The organism is Sulfitobacter sp. SK012, from assembly GCF_003352085.1.
Taxonomy (GTDB): domain Bacteria; phylum Pseudomonadota; class Alphaproteobacteria; order Rhodobacterales; family Rhodobacteraceae; genus Sulfitobacter.
Genome location: NZ_CP025804.1, coordinates 4,133,444 through 4,147,781, shown reverse-complemented (window position 1 = coordinate 4,147,781; position 14,338 = coordinate 4,133,444). Strand labels below are relative to the sequence as shown.

At 57.0% G+C, this 14,338-nt stretch carries 14 protein-coding genes; 10 read left to right on the top strand and 4 right to left on the bottom strand.

Annotated features, from left to right (window positions below; all coding sequences use genetic code 11):
• Positions 1-60: 60 nt before the first annotated feature.
• Complete coding sequence (locus C1J03_RS20225; RefSeq protein WP_114888221.1) at positions 61-2,589, bottom strand: ABC transporter permease; 2,529 nt, start codon at positions 2,587-2,589, stop codon at positions 61-63.
• Complete coding sequence (locus tag C1J03_RS20220; protein WP_114888220.1) at positions 2,586-3,254, bottom strand: ABC transporter ATP-binding protein; 669 nt, start codon at positions 3,252-3,254, stop codon at positions 2,586-2,588. The genes C1J03_RS20225 and C1J03_RS20220 overlap by 4 nt, the downstream gene beginning before the upstream one ends.
• Before the next feature lie 51 nt (positions 3,255-3,305).
• Between C1J03_RS20220 and C1J03_RS20215 the strand changes: the two genes are divergently transcribed.
• From C1J03_RS20215 to preA, 4 genes are all read left to right on the top strand, one after another.
• The gene (locus C1J03_RS20215; RefSeq protein WP_114888219.1) at positions 3,306-3,959 is read left to right on the top strand and encodes an arylesterase; all 654 of its coding nucleotides are present in this window, start codon (positions 3,306-3,308) and stop codon (positions 3,957-3,959) included.
• A 239-nt stretch (positions 3,960-4,198) separates the two neighbouring features.
• Positions 4,199-5,530 (top strand): NAD(P)-dependent oxidoreductase, encoded by a 1,332-nt coding sequence (locus C1J03_RS20210; protein WP_114888218.1) that lies wholly within the window; start codon positions 4,199-4,201, stop codon positions 5,528-5,530.
• A 25-nt stretch (positions 5,531-5,555) separates the two neighbouring features.
• Entirely contained in the window at positions 5,556-5,903 is a 348-nt protein-coding gene (locus C1J03_RS20205) for a DUF1428 domain-containing protein (protein WP_114888217.1), read from the top strand.
• An 11-nt stretch (positions 5,904-5,914) separates the two neighbouring features.
• On the top strand, positions 5,915-7,216 hold the full coding sequence (gene preA / locus C1J03_RS20200) for an NAD-dependent dihydropyrimidine dehydrogenase subunit PreA (protein WP_114888216.1): 1,302 nt from the start codon (positions 5,915-5,917) through the stop codon (positions 7,214-7,216).
• A 4-nt stretch (positions 7,217-7,220) separates the two neighbouring features.
• Here preA and C1J03_RS20195 read toward each other — a convergent pair whose 3' ends face one another.
• Positions 7,221-7,721: a hypothetical protein gene (locus tag C1J03_RS20195; protein ID WP_114888215.1), complete on the bottom strand. Its 501-nt coding sequence runs from the start codon at positions 7,719-7,721 to the stop codon at positions 7,221-7,223.
• Positions 7,722-7,826: 105 nt separating this feature from the next.
• Positions 7,827-8,456, bottom strand: coding sequence for a TetR family transcriptional regulator C-terminal domain-containing protein (locus C1J03_RS20190; protein WP_114888214.1), 630 nt, complete (start codon positions 8,454-8,456; stop codon positions 7,827-7,829).
• A gap of 148 nt (positions 8,457-8,604) precedes the next feature.
• Here C1J03_RS20190 and C1J03_RS20185 point away from each other — a divergent pair, with 148 nt between their 5' ends.
• From C1J03_RS20185 to C1J03_RS20160, 6 genes are all read left to right on the top strand, one after another.
• Positions 8,605-9,855: a Zn-dependent hydrolase gene (locus tag C1J03_RS20185; RefSeq protein ID WP_114888213.1), complete on the top strand. Its 1,251-nt coding sequence runs from the start codon at positions 8,605-8,607 to the stop codon at positions 9,853-9,855.
• Between the two features lie 7 nt (positions 9,856-9,862).
• Positions 9,863-10,186: a hypothetical protein gene (locus tag C1J03_RS20180; RefSeq protein ID WP_114888212.1), complete on the top strand. Its 324-nt coding sequence runs from the start codon at positions 9,863-9,865 to the stop codon at positions 10,184-10,186.
• 91 nt (positions 10,187-10,277) lie between these two features.
• Positions 10,278-11,738 carry a dihydropyrimidinase gene (hydA, locus tag C1J03_RS20175; RefSeq protein ID WP_114888211.1) on the top strand — a complete coding sequence of 487 codons (1,461 nt, stop codon included), beginning with the start codon at positions 10,278-10,280 and terminating at the stop codon, positions 11,736-11,738.
• Entirely contained in the window at positions 11,738-12,520 is a 783-nt protein-coding gene (locus C1J03_RS20170; RefSeq protein ID WP_114888210.1) for an ABC transporter ATP-binding protein, read from the top strand. The genes hydA and C1J03_RS20170 overlap by 1 nt, the downstream gene beginning before the upstream one ends.
• An 84-nt stretch (positions 12,521-12,604) precedes the next feature.
• Positions 12,605-13,468 (top strand): ABC transporter permease, encoded by an 864-nt coding sequence (locus C1J03_RS20165; RefSeq protein WP_114888209.1) that lies wholly within the window; start codon positions 12,605-12,607, stop codon positions 13,466-13,468.
• Positions 13,468-14,304, top strand: a complete 837-nt coding sequence (locus C1J03_RS20160) for an ABC transporter permease (RefSeq protein WP_114888208.1) — start codon at positions 13,468-13,470, stop codon at positions 14,302-14,304. The genes C1J03_RS20165 and C1J03_RS20160 overlap by 1 nt, the downstream gene beginning before the upstream one ends.
• The last annotated feature ends 34 nt before the right edge of the window (positions 14,305-14,338 follow it).

Here is a 14,338-nt window from a genome sequence, read left to right as displayed (position 1 = left end):
CGTGGATGGCTCCTTTAATTGGGAGCATTTGACCCTCTTGGGTCCGCCGGGGCAAGGGGACTATTCGCGCGCACGCAGCACTTGTGCAGGCCGGGTATTAAGCGAGCGCAGGGCAAAACCAACGCCCGCCAACACTGTAGCTGCGATTCCGCCCGCGACGATTAGCAACGCTGAGGACCAAATAATGGTGAAATCTGTCTCCATTACAAAACGGCTCACGGCCCATCCACCCAATATTCCGGCTAGCAAAGCCACAGCCCCTGCACACAGGCCCAAGAATGCAGCACGAAAGATGAAACTCGCAGCAATGGCGCGCCGAGAAGCCCCCATGGTTTTCAAAAGCGCGGCCTCGTACGTGCGCGCCTCGGCCCCTGCCGCTGCCGCGCCGATCAGAACCAAAAACCCGGTAAGCAATGTCGCCGCGGCCCCGTAAGATACAGCGGCTGCTAACCCTGTAAGAACTGACGCCACCCGGTCAATCGCATCACGGACGCGAATTGCGGTGATGTTGGGGAACTGGCCTGCGAGGTCTCGCAGGATCGCGGCTTCGGCTTCGGGCTCGGCATAGACGGTGGAAATAAACGTATGCGGCGCACCCGAAAGGGCGCTGGGGTTCATGGTCAGGATAAAGCCGATACCCGCCGTCGAAAAATCGACCTCTTGAAAGCTGGCGATGGTTCCAGTTACGTCACGGCCAAGCACGTTGATGGTCAGGGTGTCGCCAAGGCTAAGCCCCATTTCGGCGCCTTCTTCGGCGGCAAAGCTGATCAGCGGCGGGCCGGTGTAATCCGCGTCCCACCAACTGCCTTCGGTGATAATTGTGTCCTGGTCTGGGGCGGCTGCATAAGTCACACCGCGATCACCCCGCAGCACCCAATGATCGCCACCGACCTCGCGCGCTGGCTTGCCGTTGATCTCGCGGACGACCCCGCGCAGCATGGGAGCGCTGTCCACAGCGCTGACGGCCGGATCGCCCAAAAGGCGAGCGGTATAGCCTTCCATTTGATCCTTTTGGATATCGACAAAGAAGTATGACGGGGCGACATCGGGCAGGTTGCCTGAAATAGCCTGCCTTAGGTTCCCATCGATTTGCCCAACAGAAGCGAGCACCGACAAACCCAATCCAAGAGAAAGCACAACGGCCCCAGCACCTTCACCGGTCCCACCGATTGCCGATAATGCCCACCGCAAGCGTGGTCGTCCACGCGCCAATTGTGCACCGCGCCGTGCCCCAACCCGGATCAGCGCTGCGGCCCCTACAAGCAACAAAAGGGCCGCGGCGATTCCGCCCAGCGTCCAAAGCGTGAGCCACCAACTGCCGTTGAACCAACCGGCAAGGCCAACAAGCAGCGCGATTGCGGCCAGTGTCGCAAAGACATAGCGCCCTGCGGGCCAACGTGCAGCCCCATCCCAGGAATCGCGAAAGAGCGTCGCTGCACGAACCTGTTCGGTGCGGGCCAGCGGCCAAAGTGTGAAAATGAACGCGGTCAGTAATCCATACGCTGCCGCCTCGATCAGCGGTGCAGGGTATACTGCGAAGGCCGCTGGGATCGGCAGCCGCGCCTCAATCAAGGGCGCAAGCAGAACAGGAGCCAGCGCGCCCAAAACGACGCCGATACCGACGCCAAGCAAGCTCAGCGTGCCAATCTGCAAGAAATACGTCTGAAATATCGTGGCCCGGTCACCGCCAAGGGCTCGCAATGTCGCGATAACTTCGGTTTTGCGCGCCAGATAGCTGCGCACTGCCGCTGAGACCCCGACACCGCCCACGGCAAGACCAGACAGCCCCACAAGGATCAAGAACGCCGATAGCCGCTCTACAAAGCGAGCGACGCCGGGAGCACCATTGCGCGCGTCACGCCACCGCATGCCACTATCAGCAAAAGCGTCCGCCGCTTGATCTTTGAGCGTATCGAGGTCGGCGTCAGCCGGCAGGTCTAGTCGGTATTTCGTTGAATAAAGTGTGCCCGGGGATAACAAACCGGACTCGGCAAGGCTGTCGGTGCGCACCAACGTCCGGGGCCCAAGAGCAAAGCCACTGCCCGCGCTGTCGGGTTCGCGCGCAATTAGCGCGGACAATCGGTAAGGCTGTGTCCCGAGGTTGAAGCTGTCTCCCACTTCAAGGCCCAATCGGTCGCTCAACGCACGTTCCATCGCGGCACCGGGGACACCGTCCTCGACTGCAAGGGCGGCCTGCAAAGAGATATCGGGTTCAAGCAACATGGTGCCGATCAAAGGATAGGCGTCATCAACTGATTTGACTTGGGTCAACGCACGATCCGCGGCCCCGCCATCCCCGACGACGGCCATGGAACGGAACTCTGCAACTTCGGACATCGCGAGCGCTTGGGTCTGCATCCATGCGCGCTCAGAATCTGTGGCAAACCGGTATGTCAGGTCCAGCTCTGCATCACCGCCTAAAAGTGCCGCACCTTCTCGTGCAAGACCGCCTTCAATTGCGGCTCGGACGGATCCAACGGCCGCAATTGCAGCGACACCAAGGGCGAGACAGGCCAGAAACAGGCGAAATCCCCGCAACCCTCCGCGTAATTCACGCCGGGCAAACCGGGCCGCCAGTTTTAGGCTCATGCGACGCGCCCGTCATGCAGCCGGATCACCCGATCACAGCGCGCTGCCAATTCATCTGAATGTGTAACCAGTACTAAAGTGGCCCCGTAACGGTCGCGCAGATCAAAGAGTAGATCCATGATCGCGGCACCATTTGTGCTGTCGAGGTTTCCGGTTGGTTCATCTGCCAGCAATATCGCAGGTTCAGGTGCCGTGGCTCGGGCCAATGCGACGCGCTGCTGCTCGCCCCCTGATAACTGCGCAGGGTAATGGCCCATCCGGTCGCCAAGCCCGACAGCATTAAGGGCGACCTCTGCGCGGTCAAACGCATCTGCATGGCCAGCAAGTTCTAGTGGCGTCGCAACATTTTCGAGCGCTGTCATCGTAGGGATCAGATGAAAGGACTGGAACACAATTCCCATCCGGTCACGCCGAAACAGCGCCAACTCATCTTCGTTCATCGCGCTTAGGTTTTGGCCCAAGGCTGAAATGGTCCCGCCCGTTGCTTGTTCAAGCCCGCCCATAACCATCAGCAGTGATGACTTGCCCGATCCGGACGGCCCAACCAGCCCCACCGTTTCACCAGCGTTGATCTCAAGCGTGATGCCCTTGAGGATATCCACACGACCGGCATTGCCATTCAGGCTCAACACTGCATCTTGGAGAGAGAAGACGGGATCGCTCATCGGGCCACCTTTGGTTACGCGTACCCTTTGGGATATGGAGGAAAAAACGCAATGCGCAAGGTGATCGCCTACATTCTTATGAGTTTGTCACTCTGCCAGCCGCTCATGGCGCAGGCTGACGATATTGTGATTGCAGTACTTGGGGATAGCTTGACCCAAGGCTACGGGCTGCCGGCCGAGGATGGTCTGGTGCCGCAACTTCAACGTTGGCTTGATGCGCAAAGGGCCGACGTGGTCCTACTTAACGCCGGTGTGTCCGGTGATACGACGGCCGGAGGGCTGTCGCGGGTTGATTGGACGCTGACGCCCGACGTGGACGCGATGATCGTAGCGCTGGGTGGCAATGACCTGCTGCGCGGCCTCGCCCCCGAGGATGCCCGTACCAACATCGACGGGATACTTAGTGCCGCAAATTCCAAACAGGTCGAGGTGTTGCTTATCGGAATGCAGGCCCCTGGGAATTTCGGGGCCGACTACAAGGCGCGGTTTGATGCGGTCTATCCCGAACTCGCGACCAAACATAATGTGCTTTTGATGCAGAACTTTTTCGCAGGGTTGCTTGAGAGCGCTCAGGCCACGGACCCCGCCAGTTTGCAGCGCTGGTTTCAAGCAGATGGCATTCACCCCAACGCCGAGGGCGTCGCCAATATTGTGACGCGCATCGGCCCTGAGGTTTTGGCACTGATCGATACAATCAAAGAATAAAGGCTTTGAAAGTAAGATTTGCATCCTAGGGGTTATGGGACGCCTGCAGGAAAGGCGATTTCCTGCCTTTTGTAGCGTGGCGTGGGAACGCCCCTGAACCTCCAATGAAATACCAGTTTTAAGACATAGGCGAACTGGCGTCACATGCAAAATGCTCATTATTAATTTTACCAGTTGATAAAAAAATGAGCCTGTGCGAGATTTTTTGGATTAGAGGGCATTACGCAAAGGGATCTTAGATGGGCGACAAGGTATTTGAGCCGGGGATCAAGGCAGGGCGACTAACGGCCGAGGCATATGCGGATCACTTCTCAGATTTGCATCCGGCGCTGGACACGCATGAGGCGCTTGTCGCTTCTGATCGCTGCTATTTCTGTCATGATGCGCCCTGCATCACGGCTTGCCCCACGGACATCGATATCCCGTTGTTTATCCGCCAGATCGCGACGGGTACGCCCGATGCAGCGGCCCGCACAATCCTGAGCCAGAACATCCTGGGCGGTATGTGCGCTCGAGTTTGCCCGACAGAACAGCTGTGTGAACAAGCCTGCGTGCGGGAGGTTGCTGAAGGCAAACCTGTGCTGATTGGTCAGCTGCAGCGCTATGCCACCGATCATTTACAAGCCCAAGACATGCATCCCTTCACGCGCGCTGAAACTACGGGGAAAAGCGTCGCTGTTGTTGGCGCGGGCCCCGCTGGACTGTCATGCGCGCACCGACTTGCGATGCTGGGCAACGACGTCGTCATCTATGACGCACAACCCAAGCCCGGTGGGCTGAATGAATATGGAATCGCGGCCTATAAGACGCCTGACGGCTTTGCGCAGGCCGAGGTCGATTGGTTAATGCAAATCGGTGGAATCAGCATCCAGCATGGCAAAACGCTGGGCTCTGATCTGAGCCTTGATGGCCTGAAATCTGAACATGACGCGGTTTTCCTTGGCATGGGGCTTGGCGGTGTGAATGGGCTAAGCGTGCCGGGAGCCGATAAAGACAATGTTTTGGATGCAGTCGATTTTATCTCAGATTTGCGGCAAGCGGGCGATTTGGGGCAGATCCCAGTGGGTCGCGATGTTGTGGTGATTGGGGGCGGCATGACGGCAGTGGACGCCGCAGTGCAGGCCAAGCTGTTGGGTGCGCTGAATGTTACACTTGTGTACCGTCGCGGGCGCGGTGCCATGAACGCATCTGGTTTTGAACAAGACCTTGCAGCCTCAAAAGGGGTGCGGATCGTCACTCATGCCATGCCAAAAGCGGTGCACGGCAATGGAGCCGCGCGCGAGATCGAATTTGACTATGTGGACGATCAAATGCAGCCAACAGGCGAGACACTGCAACTGGCTGTGGATCAGGTTTTTAAGGCCATCGGCCAGACGCTTGAAGGCGCTGACCTGCCAGTACTTGACGCAGGCAAGATCAAGGTGGACGCTGTAGGCCAGACTTCCGTGAGCGGAGTTTGGGCCGGAGGTGACTGTGCATCAGGCGGGGATGACCTTACTGTGACTGCCGTCGCTGAGGGCCGTGACGCTGCAATGGACATCCATGCAGCGCTTTCGAAAAACGCGGGTTGAACCCCGCATCAGGGAGGACTGCACAATGTACATCATGAGTTTTGTTGCCGCCGTACCAACGGCGAAACGCGCTGAATATGAAGCCCACTGCACTGCCGCTGCCCAGATTTTCAAATCCCACGGCGCAGTGCGTGTCGTAGAATGCTGGGGGACCGAAGTGCCGCCCGGAAAGATGACATCCTACCCCCTAGCGGTGGCGGCAAACGAGGACGAAACCGTCGTGACTGGCTGGCAAGAATGGCCCGACAAGGCCACGTGTGACGCCAATATCGGCAACGCAATGCAAGACCCCCGCTTTGCAGCGATGGGTGAGATGCCGTTTGACGGAAAACGGATGATTTATGCAGGGTTCGAGACCCTGCTCGACACTTAGGAGCAGCAGATATGGCCGACCTCACCAGCACCTTTATCGGGATCAAATCACCTAATCCGTTTTGGTTGGCCTCTGCGCCGCCCACGGACAAAGAATACAACGTCCGCCGCGCCTTTGAGGCCGGTTGGGGTGGTGTGGTTTGGAAGACGCTGGGGTTGGACCCGCATGTGGTCAACGTAAATGGTCCGCGCTATGGCGCAATCTACGGGGCGGACCGGCGGCTTTTGGGGCTTAACAACATCGAGTTGATCACCGACCGGCCGTTGGAAACAAATTTGGCTGAGATCAAGGCGGTCAAGCGCGACTATCCTGATCGCGCAATGATCGTTTCCTTGATGGTGCCCTGCGAAGAAGACCCTTGGAAGTTCATCTTACCCTTGGTCGAAGAAACTGGGGCCGACGGGGTCGAGCTGAACTTCGGCTGCCCACACGGCATGTCAGAACGCGGGATGGGCAGTGCTGTGGGGCAGGTGCCTGAATACATCGAAATGGTGACCCGCTGGGTCAAGGCGAACACACGGATGCCTGTGATCGTAAAGCTGACGCCCAACATCACGGATGTGCGCAAACCAGCGGAAGCAGCCAAGAATGGCGGCGCGGATGCGGTAAGCCTGATCAACACGATCAACTCGATCACAAGCGTTGATCTGGACCTGTTTGCACCCGAACCTACCATAGACGGCAAAGGTGCGCATGGCGGCTATTGCGGCCCTGCCGTGAAACCCATCGCGCTGAACATGGTGGCTGAAATTGCGCGCGATCCCGACATGCACGGCCTGCCGATCAGCGGGATCGGTGGCATAACGACGTGGCGCGACGCCGCCGAATTCATGACGTTGGGCGCGGGTAACGTGCAGGTTTGCACGGCTGTAATGACTTATGGTTTTAAGATCGTTGAGGAAATGATCAGCGGTTTGTCAGACTATATGGACAAAAAGGGGATGACATCGGTCGATGAGATCGTTGGCCGCGCGGTGCCGAACGTCACGAATTGGAACCAGTTGAACCTCAACTATGTTGCGAAGGCCAAGATTAATCAGGACCTGTGCATTTCTTGTGGGCGTTGCTTTGCAGCCTGCGAAGACACATCACACCAAGCAATTGCCATGTCTGAGGACCGCACATTTACGGTGATCGACGATGAATGCGTGGCATGTAATCTGTGCGTTAATGTCTGCCCAGTTGAGGCTTGCATCACAATGGAGCAAATGGCCCCCGGTACAACCGATCCTCGCACCGGCCGCATTGTCGAGCTTGAATATGCCAACTGGACGACGCATCCCAACAACCCAATGGCCAAAGCGGCGGAGTAACGCGTTAGTCATCTCTGCCAGATAGCCGTTTCAGCATCGGTGAAGTTGGTAGAGGATCGGGCGGGTCTACTTTGGGAAGGTTGCTGCCAAAAGGGACAGGCTCGCCTGCGTCATCGCCTGTGCTTTCCGTTTGAGCAGAGCGTCGCGCCGCGTCGAGCCCCGATTCAACCAAACGCCGCCTGCTGTTGGTGTCAGGTTGTGGGGTTTGCGCATTTTGAACCTGTGCATTTACCACAGAGCTGCGGGTCGCATCGGTTGTCTGTATTGGGCCGGCAGAGAACCTTCGAAACGGCGCTATTGGCGGCGCGCTCCCGCTTCCAGTGCCATAGCCGCCGCCCAAACCAGAGTGCGAAGTCGGCGTGCCGTTGTTGGTGCTGGCGTTGCCAGATTGCGCAGGGGCGACCGCTTGGACGCCTTGTGCCTCGCCTTTTGGTGTGGCCGATTGCGGGGTTTGCGGGGCCGGCGCTTGTTGCACAGTCAGGCCGCCCAATAGAATTGAACTCATCTGCTATCTCCATCTTATTCCAAAAGAGGAGCCCGCCACCTGACAACAAATTTGCGCCTTAGATATGAACGCGAAGTTAATGCCTGCGGTTATCGCAAAGGGTGGTTAATTCTTGCCTAGTGTTGGGGCCAGCTGGTGTAGAAAAAGACTGCGCAAATGTGCCGAGGCACGCGCATGAGGGTCTTCTGGGGTCAACAACACAGCAACTTGGGCCCCAAAATCTGCATAATGCTGCGTTGTTGCCCAGATCGAAAAGATTAGATGCGCAGGGTCTAACGGGGCAAGCCGCCCGGCATCAATCCAGTCTTGGATCACGGCGCATTTTGCATCGAATAGAGGTTTCAGATCAGCCTGTAGATGCGGCAGCATGCGCGGCGCACCCTGAAGGATTTCCCCGGCGAACAAGCGGCTTTCACGTGGCAGATCACGGGCCATGTCAAGTTTGCGTTGTACATAGCTGAGGATTTCCTCAATCGGGTCCCCGTCCGGATGCAATTCGACCAACGGATCGAGCCATGTCTCCATGAGTTGGCTAAGCAGGGTGACGTGAATGTCTTCCTTGCTGTCGAAATAATAAAGCAGGTTTGGCTTACTGAGGCCCGCTTGAGCCGAGATCATATCAAGGGTCGCGCCGCGAAATCCGTGGGCAGAAAAGACCTCCAGCGCGGCATCCAAAATCAATAGCCGGTTGCGCTTTTGGATACGACTTGGTTCTTTCCCGGTAGATTGCGCCATCGTGGTCTCCATGTTGTGTCGCCAAATGAGGCTCTGCGCGCAGGACATTGGGTAAAGCGGCAAAGCAGTTCTTGACAGATTTGAGCCTAACCGCAATCGTAGCTTTACCAAATGGTAAAAAACGCCACCCCAGCAAAAGGAGCCAGTAATGGCCGCGCCAGGAGAGAACCTCAAGATCAACCCAGACCGCTTGTGGGATAGCCTGATGGAGATGGCTACGATTGGCCCAGGTGTTGCAGGGGGCAACAACCGACAGACGCTCACGGATGCTGATGCTGAAGGTCGCGCCTTGTTCCAATCTTGGTGCGAAGCTGCGGGCTGCACCATGGGTCTAGACCAGATGGGCAATATGTTTGCGCACCGCGAAGGCACGGACCCTGAAGCACTCCCGGTTTATGTTGGATCGCATTTGGATACCCAACCTACGGGCGGGAAATATGACGGAGTTCTAGGCGTGCTAGGCGGGCTCGAGATTCTGCGCACGCTCAACGATCTTGGCATCAAGACAAAACACCCCATCGTTGTGACAAATTTCACCAACGAAGAAGGCACGCGGTATGCGCCTGCGATGCTATCCTCGGGGGTGTTTGCGGGCATTCACACGCAGGATTGGGCGTATGATCGTGTCGACGCAGATGGCAAGAGTTTTGGCGATGAACTGGCCCGCATAGGATGGCGCGGAGAAGAAGAAGTTGGCGCGCGCAAGATGCATGCGTTCTTTGAGCTACATATTGAGCAAGGGCCGATCCTTGAAGCAGCAGGGAAGGACATTGGGGTGGTGACACATGGCCAGGGCCTGAGCTGGACGCAGGTTACGGTAACCGGCAAGGACAGCCATACAGGATCAACGCCGATGCCGATGCGCAAAGATGCGGGTCTGGGTATGGCGCGCATCTTGGAGAAGGTGAACGAGATCGCACTAAGCCACGCGCCTCATGCTGTGGGTGCAGCGGGCCATATCGATGTCTATCCAAACTCGCGCAATGTCATCCCGGGCAAAGTTGTCTTTACCGTTGATTTCCGGTCCCCAGATCTGAGTGTGATCGAAGACATGGAGGCGCGTTTGCGCGTCGAGGCTCAAGCGGTCGCGAATAACATGGGCTTGGCGATCGAGTTTGAAAAGGTAGGGGGGTTTGATCCTGTAGCCTTTGATGAGGGCTGCGTGACGGCCGTGCGCGAGGCGGCGCAACGTCTGGGGTATAGCCATATGGATTTGATCTCAGGCGCGGGACATGATGCGTGTTGGGTCAACCGAGTGGCTCCGACTGCGATGGTGATGTGCCCTTGTGTTGATGGATTAAGCCACAACGAGGCGGAAGAAATCACCAAAGAATGGGCAATGGCGGGTGCGGATGTACTGCTCCATGCGGTTGTCGAGACGGCAGAGGTTATTGGGTGAACCGAGCATGATTGTGGTGGGTCAACCAACGTCTGGAAAGATCGATGCCCTAATCGATGACGAGCTTTCCATGGCACTCAGCAGCAAGGATCGGGTGACGCGCAAGACAGCGCAGGCTTTTGTGCAGACACGACGCACACCCCGCGAAGTGACGGTCAATTTTTCGGGCGGAATGGCACAGACATGCTGGTCGGTTTCAAAAGGTGATGGAACCTACCGGGTGGTGTATCTGCCCACAGCAGGGTATTTTTCGCTTTGCGTTGAAAGTGATTTCGGGCCCTTGGACATTGGCGTGCATGGACCAGCACTTGGGTGCTACGGATCGGTCTAGGCTAGGCAGCCCTGTAAATTCCCGAAGCTTTTCGGGAGAGATGAAATCAGACCCTCGGTAACTCTGGGGTCGTGCGATTGGGAGAAACGTGATGAGCAAAGTGATCAAAGGCGGCATGGTTTGCACTGCGGACCGGACTTGGAAAGCGGATGTGCTGATCGAAGGCGAAAAGATCATTCGCATTGGCGAAGATCTGGTGGGCGACGAGTATATCGACGCGGAAGGAGCCTACGTTATTCCGGGTGGGATCGATCCCCATACACATCTTGAGATGCCGTTTATGGGTACAACTGCCGCCGAGACTTTCGAGAGCGGAACCTGGGCTGCGGCCGTTGGTGGGACCACGATGATCGTCGATTTCTGTCTGCCCGGTGCGGATGGATCGATCAAAAACGCGATCAATGAGTGGCACCGCAAATCTGCGCCACAGATATGCTCGGACGTCGGCTATCACATGGCGATAACCGGATGGAACGAGAACGTCTTTGACGAGATGAAAGACGCCGTTGAGATGGGCGTTAATTCCTTCAAACACTTCATGGCCTATAAGGGCGCGTTGATGATTGAGGATGACGAGATGTTCGCCTCTTTCAAGCGCTGTGCAGAGTTGGGCGCGCTGCCGATGGTGCATGCGGAGAACGGCAATTTGGTCGCGGAGCTGCAGCAGAAATATTTTGATCTGGGGATCACCGGGCCAGAGGGTCATGCTTATTCGCGGCCTCCCGAGTTGGAAGGCGAAGCTGCGAACCGGGCGATCACGATCGCCGACACCGCAGGGGTGCCTTTGTACATTGTGCATGTGTCTTGCGAGCAGACCCATGAGGCGATCCGCCGTGCGCGCCAAAAGGGGATGCGGGTGTATGGCGAGCCGCTTATTCAGTTCCTGACGTTGGACGAATCTGAGTATTTTAACAAAGATTGGGACCATGCAGCCCGTCGCGTAATGTCGCCGCCGTTTCGAAGCAAAGACCATCAGGACAGTCTTTGGGCTGGTTTGCAGTCCGGGTCATTGCAGGTGGTTGCGACGGACCACGCCGCGTTCAACACCGAGCAAAAGCGGGCAGGGCGCGATGATTTTCGGATCATCCCGAACGGGTCCAATGGGCTGGAAGAACGCCTTGCCGTACTGTGGACCGAAGGCGTGGAAACGGGTCGCCTCACGCCCAATGAGTTTGTCGCAGCGACCAGCACAAACGTGGCCAAAATCCTCAATATCTATCCTCGCAAGGGCGCGATCGTTGAAGGGGCTGATGCAGACATCGTGGTGTGGGATCCGAAGATAAGCAAGACGATATCACCCGCTAACCACCATTCAGTGTTGGATTATAACGTGTTCGAGGGCTTTGAGGTGAAAGCACAAAGCCGATATACGCTGAGCCGAGGTGAAGTGATCTGGGCATGGGGGCAGAATTCGCAACCTAATCCGGGCCGAGGCAAATTCATTCCACGGCCTGCATTCCCGTCGGCAAATGTCGCACTTTCTAAGTGGAAAGAACTGAACAGTCCCAAGATGATCAAACGCGATCCGCTCAACATTCCTGCGGGCATTTGATGACTACCAGCACTGTAATTTCTGCGAAGAATTTGGACCTGACGTTCCAAACGAACGATGGGCCGGTCCACGCGTTGAAGGACGTATCCCTCGACATTGAAAAAGGCGAATTCGTCAGTTTCATCGGGCCATCGGGTTGCGGCAAAACGACGTTCCTGCGGGTGATGGCGGATCTCGAGCGACCAACCGGGGGCAATGTGACCGTGAACGGGGTGAGCCCCGAAGCGGCGCGGCGCGCTCGGGCCTATGGGTATGTGTTTCAGGCGGCGGGGCTTTATCCTTGGCGCACGATTGGCGGCAACATTCGCTTACCGCTCGAAATTATGGGATTGCCCAAGGCCGAGCAGATCGAACGCGTGGCGCGGGTTTTAGAGCTGGTTGAATTGGCTGGGTTTGAAAACAAATTCCCTTGGCAGCTTTCTGGAGGCATGCAGCAGCGCGCCTCTATTGCGCGGGCGCTGAGTTTTGATGCGGACATCTTGTTGATGGATGAACCGTTTGGTGCCTTGGACGAAATCGTTCGAGACCACCTGAATGAGCAGCTCTTGAAGCTGTGGGGCCGGACCGGCAAGACCATCGCGTTTGTGACCCATTCGATCCCAGAGGCGGTTTACCTGAGCACCAAGATCGTTGTGATGTCTCCGCGACCGGGACGGATTACGGATGTGATCGACAGTCCTTTGCCGCGAGAACGGCCCTTGGACATTCGCGACAGTCCAGAATTTCTGGAGATCGCGCACCGTGTGCGGGACGGGTTACGCGCGGGGCATGCGGATGACTGAGTTTTCTGCGCAGGCCAAAGCATTGAACATCCGCGGCATGAGTGGATCGAGATTGCTGGGAATGGCGAAACAGGAGGCCTCCGCATGAGCCGCAGCGTTTTACCTGTTTTGACCATTGTCGGCCTGCTGGTTGTGTTGTGGTATGCGGCGGCTGTTTGGCTGAATGCGCCTTGGGCCTATGACAAGGCGACGCGGTCAGGGGAGGACCTGACAGCGCGCATGCTGGTCGCGGATACTTGGTCACAAGATAAGCCAAAGCTGCCGGCACCTCATCAGGTTGTAACCGAAATTTGGAAAACGACCGTAGAGAAGAATATCACGTCCAAGCGGTCGCTGGTTTACCACAGCTGGGTGACGCTGAGCGCAACTTTACTTGGGTTCGCGATGGGAACGGGATTGGGCATTTTGCTTGCGGTTGGGATCGTGTTCAACCGCGTAATGGATATGAGCGTAATGCCGTGGGTGATCACCAGCCAGACCATTCCCATTTTGGCGATTGCACCGATGATCATCGTGGTGCTGAACGCAGTGGGCATTTCTGGATTGCTGCCCAAGGCTATGATTTCCATGTACCTTTCGTTTTTCCCGGTTGTCGTGGGCATGGTGAAGGGATTGCGCAGCCCGGATGTGATGCAACTTGATCAGATGCGCACATGGCATGCGAGTGCTGCACAGACGTTTTGGAAACTGCGTTTGCCTGCATCGATGCCGTATCTTTTTACCTCGCTAAAGATCGGGATGGCGGCGTCGTTGGTTGGGGCGATCGTCGGGGAGCTGCCGACAGGCGCAATTGCAGGTTTAGGCGCACGGCTGTTGGCCGGAAGCTACTACGGACAAACCATTCAAATCTGGAGTGCGTTGATCATGGCGGCGGCTTTGGCAGCAGCGCTGGTGGGCATTATCGGGGTGATCCAGCGGGTCACGCTTAAGCGGATGGGGATGGCGTAGTGGGCTGGCTCATCTTTGCGGTCGCGGCCTGGGTGATTGGCATGGCCATCAACATGACGCTCGCGCGCCAGAAACCGTCGCGCGTACGCGGGCTCGCTGCGCCGATTGTTTTTGGCCTGACGCTGATTGCAGTGTGGGAAGGGATCGTGCGCGGGTTTCAGATCAGCCAAGTTCTGTTGCCGGCACCCTCAGCGATTGCAGCGCGGTTTGCCACGTCGTTGGACATCCTTTGGGTGGATTTCGTGCAGACAGTCCTGAAAGGCGCGCTTTCGGGATATGTCATTGGATGTGGTGCGGCATTCCTGATTGCGATTGCAGTAGATCGGTTTGATTTTCTGCGGCGCGGATTGCTGCCCGTCGGGAACTTCGTGGCAGCATTGCCGGTGATTGGGATGGCCCCAATTTTGGTGATGTGGTTCGGTTTCGACTGGCAATCAAAGGCTGCTGTTGTCGTGGTAATGGTGTTTTTCCCGATGCTGGTGAACACCGTGCAAGGGCTGCAATCAACAGATGCCATGCAGCGTGATTTGATGCGGACCTATGCTGCGGGGTACTGGCGTACTCTGGCCAAGTTACGGCTGCCAGCGGCGATGCCCTTCATCTTTAACGGGCTCAAGATCGGCACGACCTTGGCCCTCATCGGTGCGATTGTTGCTGAGTTTTTTGGCTCTCCGACGCGGGGGATGGGTTTTCGTATCTCAACGAGTGTCGGCCAACTTGCGCTTGATCTCGTATGGGCTGAGATTGTTGTGGCCGCGATTGCAGGCTCTGCCTTTTATGGCACGATGACATTGATTGAGCGGGCAGTGACATTTTGGCATCCAAGCCAACGCTAATAAGATAGAAACGAACGACCAACCAAAGGGAGAT

Coding starts and splice junctions, on each gene's coding strand:
- C1J03_RS20225 (WP_114888221.1), bottom strand. CDS start 2,589: ATGAGCCTAAAACTGGCGGCCCGGTTTGCCCGGCGTGAATTACGCGGA.
- C1J03_RS20220 (WP_114888220.1), bottom strand. CDS start 3,254: ATGAGCGATCCCGTCTTCTCTCTCCAAGATGCAGTGTTGAGCCTGAAT.
- C1J03_RS20215 (WP_114888219.1), top strand. CDS start 3,306: ATGCGCAAGGTGATCGCCTACATTCTTATGAGTTTGTCACTCTGCCAG.
- C1J03_RS20210 (WP_114888218.1), top strand. CDS start 4,199: ATGGGCGACAAGGTATTTGAGCCGGGGATCAAGGCAGGGCGACTAACG.
- C1J03_RS20205 (WP_114888217.1), top strand. CDS start 5,556: ATGTACATCATGAGTTTTGTTGCCGCCGTACCAACGGCGAAACGCGCT.
- preA (WP_114888216.1), top strand. CDS start 5,915: ATGGCCGACCTCACCAGCACCTTTATCGGGATCAAATCACCTAATCCG.
- C1J03_RS20195 (WP_114888215.1), bottom strand. CDS start 7,721: ATGAGTTCAATTCTATTGGGCGGCCTGACTGTGCAACAAGCGCCGGCC.
- C1J03_RS20190 (WP_114888214.1), bottom strand. CDS start 8,456: ATGGCGCAATCTACCGGGAAAGAACCAAGTCGTATCCAAAAGCGCAAC.
- C1J03_RS20185 (WP_114888213.1), top strand. CDS start 8,605: ATGGCCGCGCCAGGAGAGAACCTCAAGATCAACCCAGACCGCTTGTGG.
- C1J03_RS20180 (WP_114888212.1), top strand. CDS start 9,863: ATGATTGTGGTGGGTCAACCAACGTCTGGAAAGATCGATGCCCTAATC.
- hydA (WP_114888211.1), top strand. CDS start 10,278: ATGAGCAAAGTGATCAAAGGCGGCATGGTTTGCACTGCGGACCGGACT.
- C1J03_RS20170 (WP_114888210.1), top strand. CDS start 11,738: ATGACTACCAGCACTGTAATTTCTGCGAAGAATTTGGACCTGACGTTC.
- C1J03_RS20165 (WP_114888209.1), top strand. CDS start 12,605: ATGAGCCGCAGCGTTTTACCTGTTTTGACCATTGTCGGCCTGCTGGTT.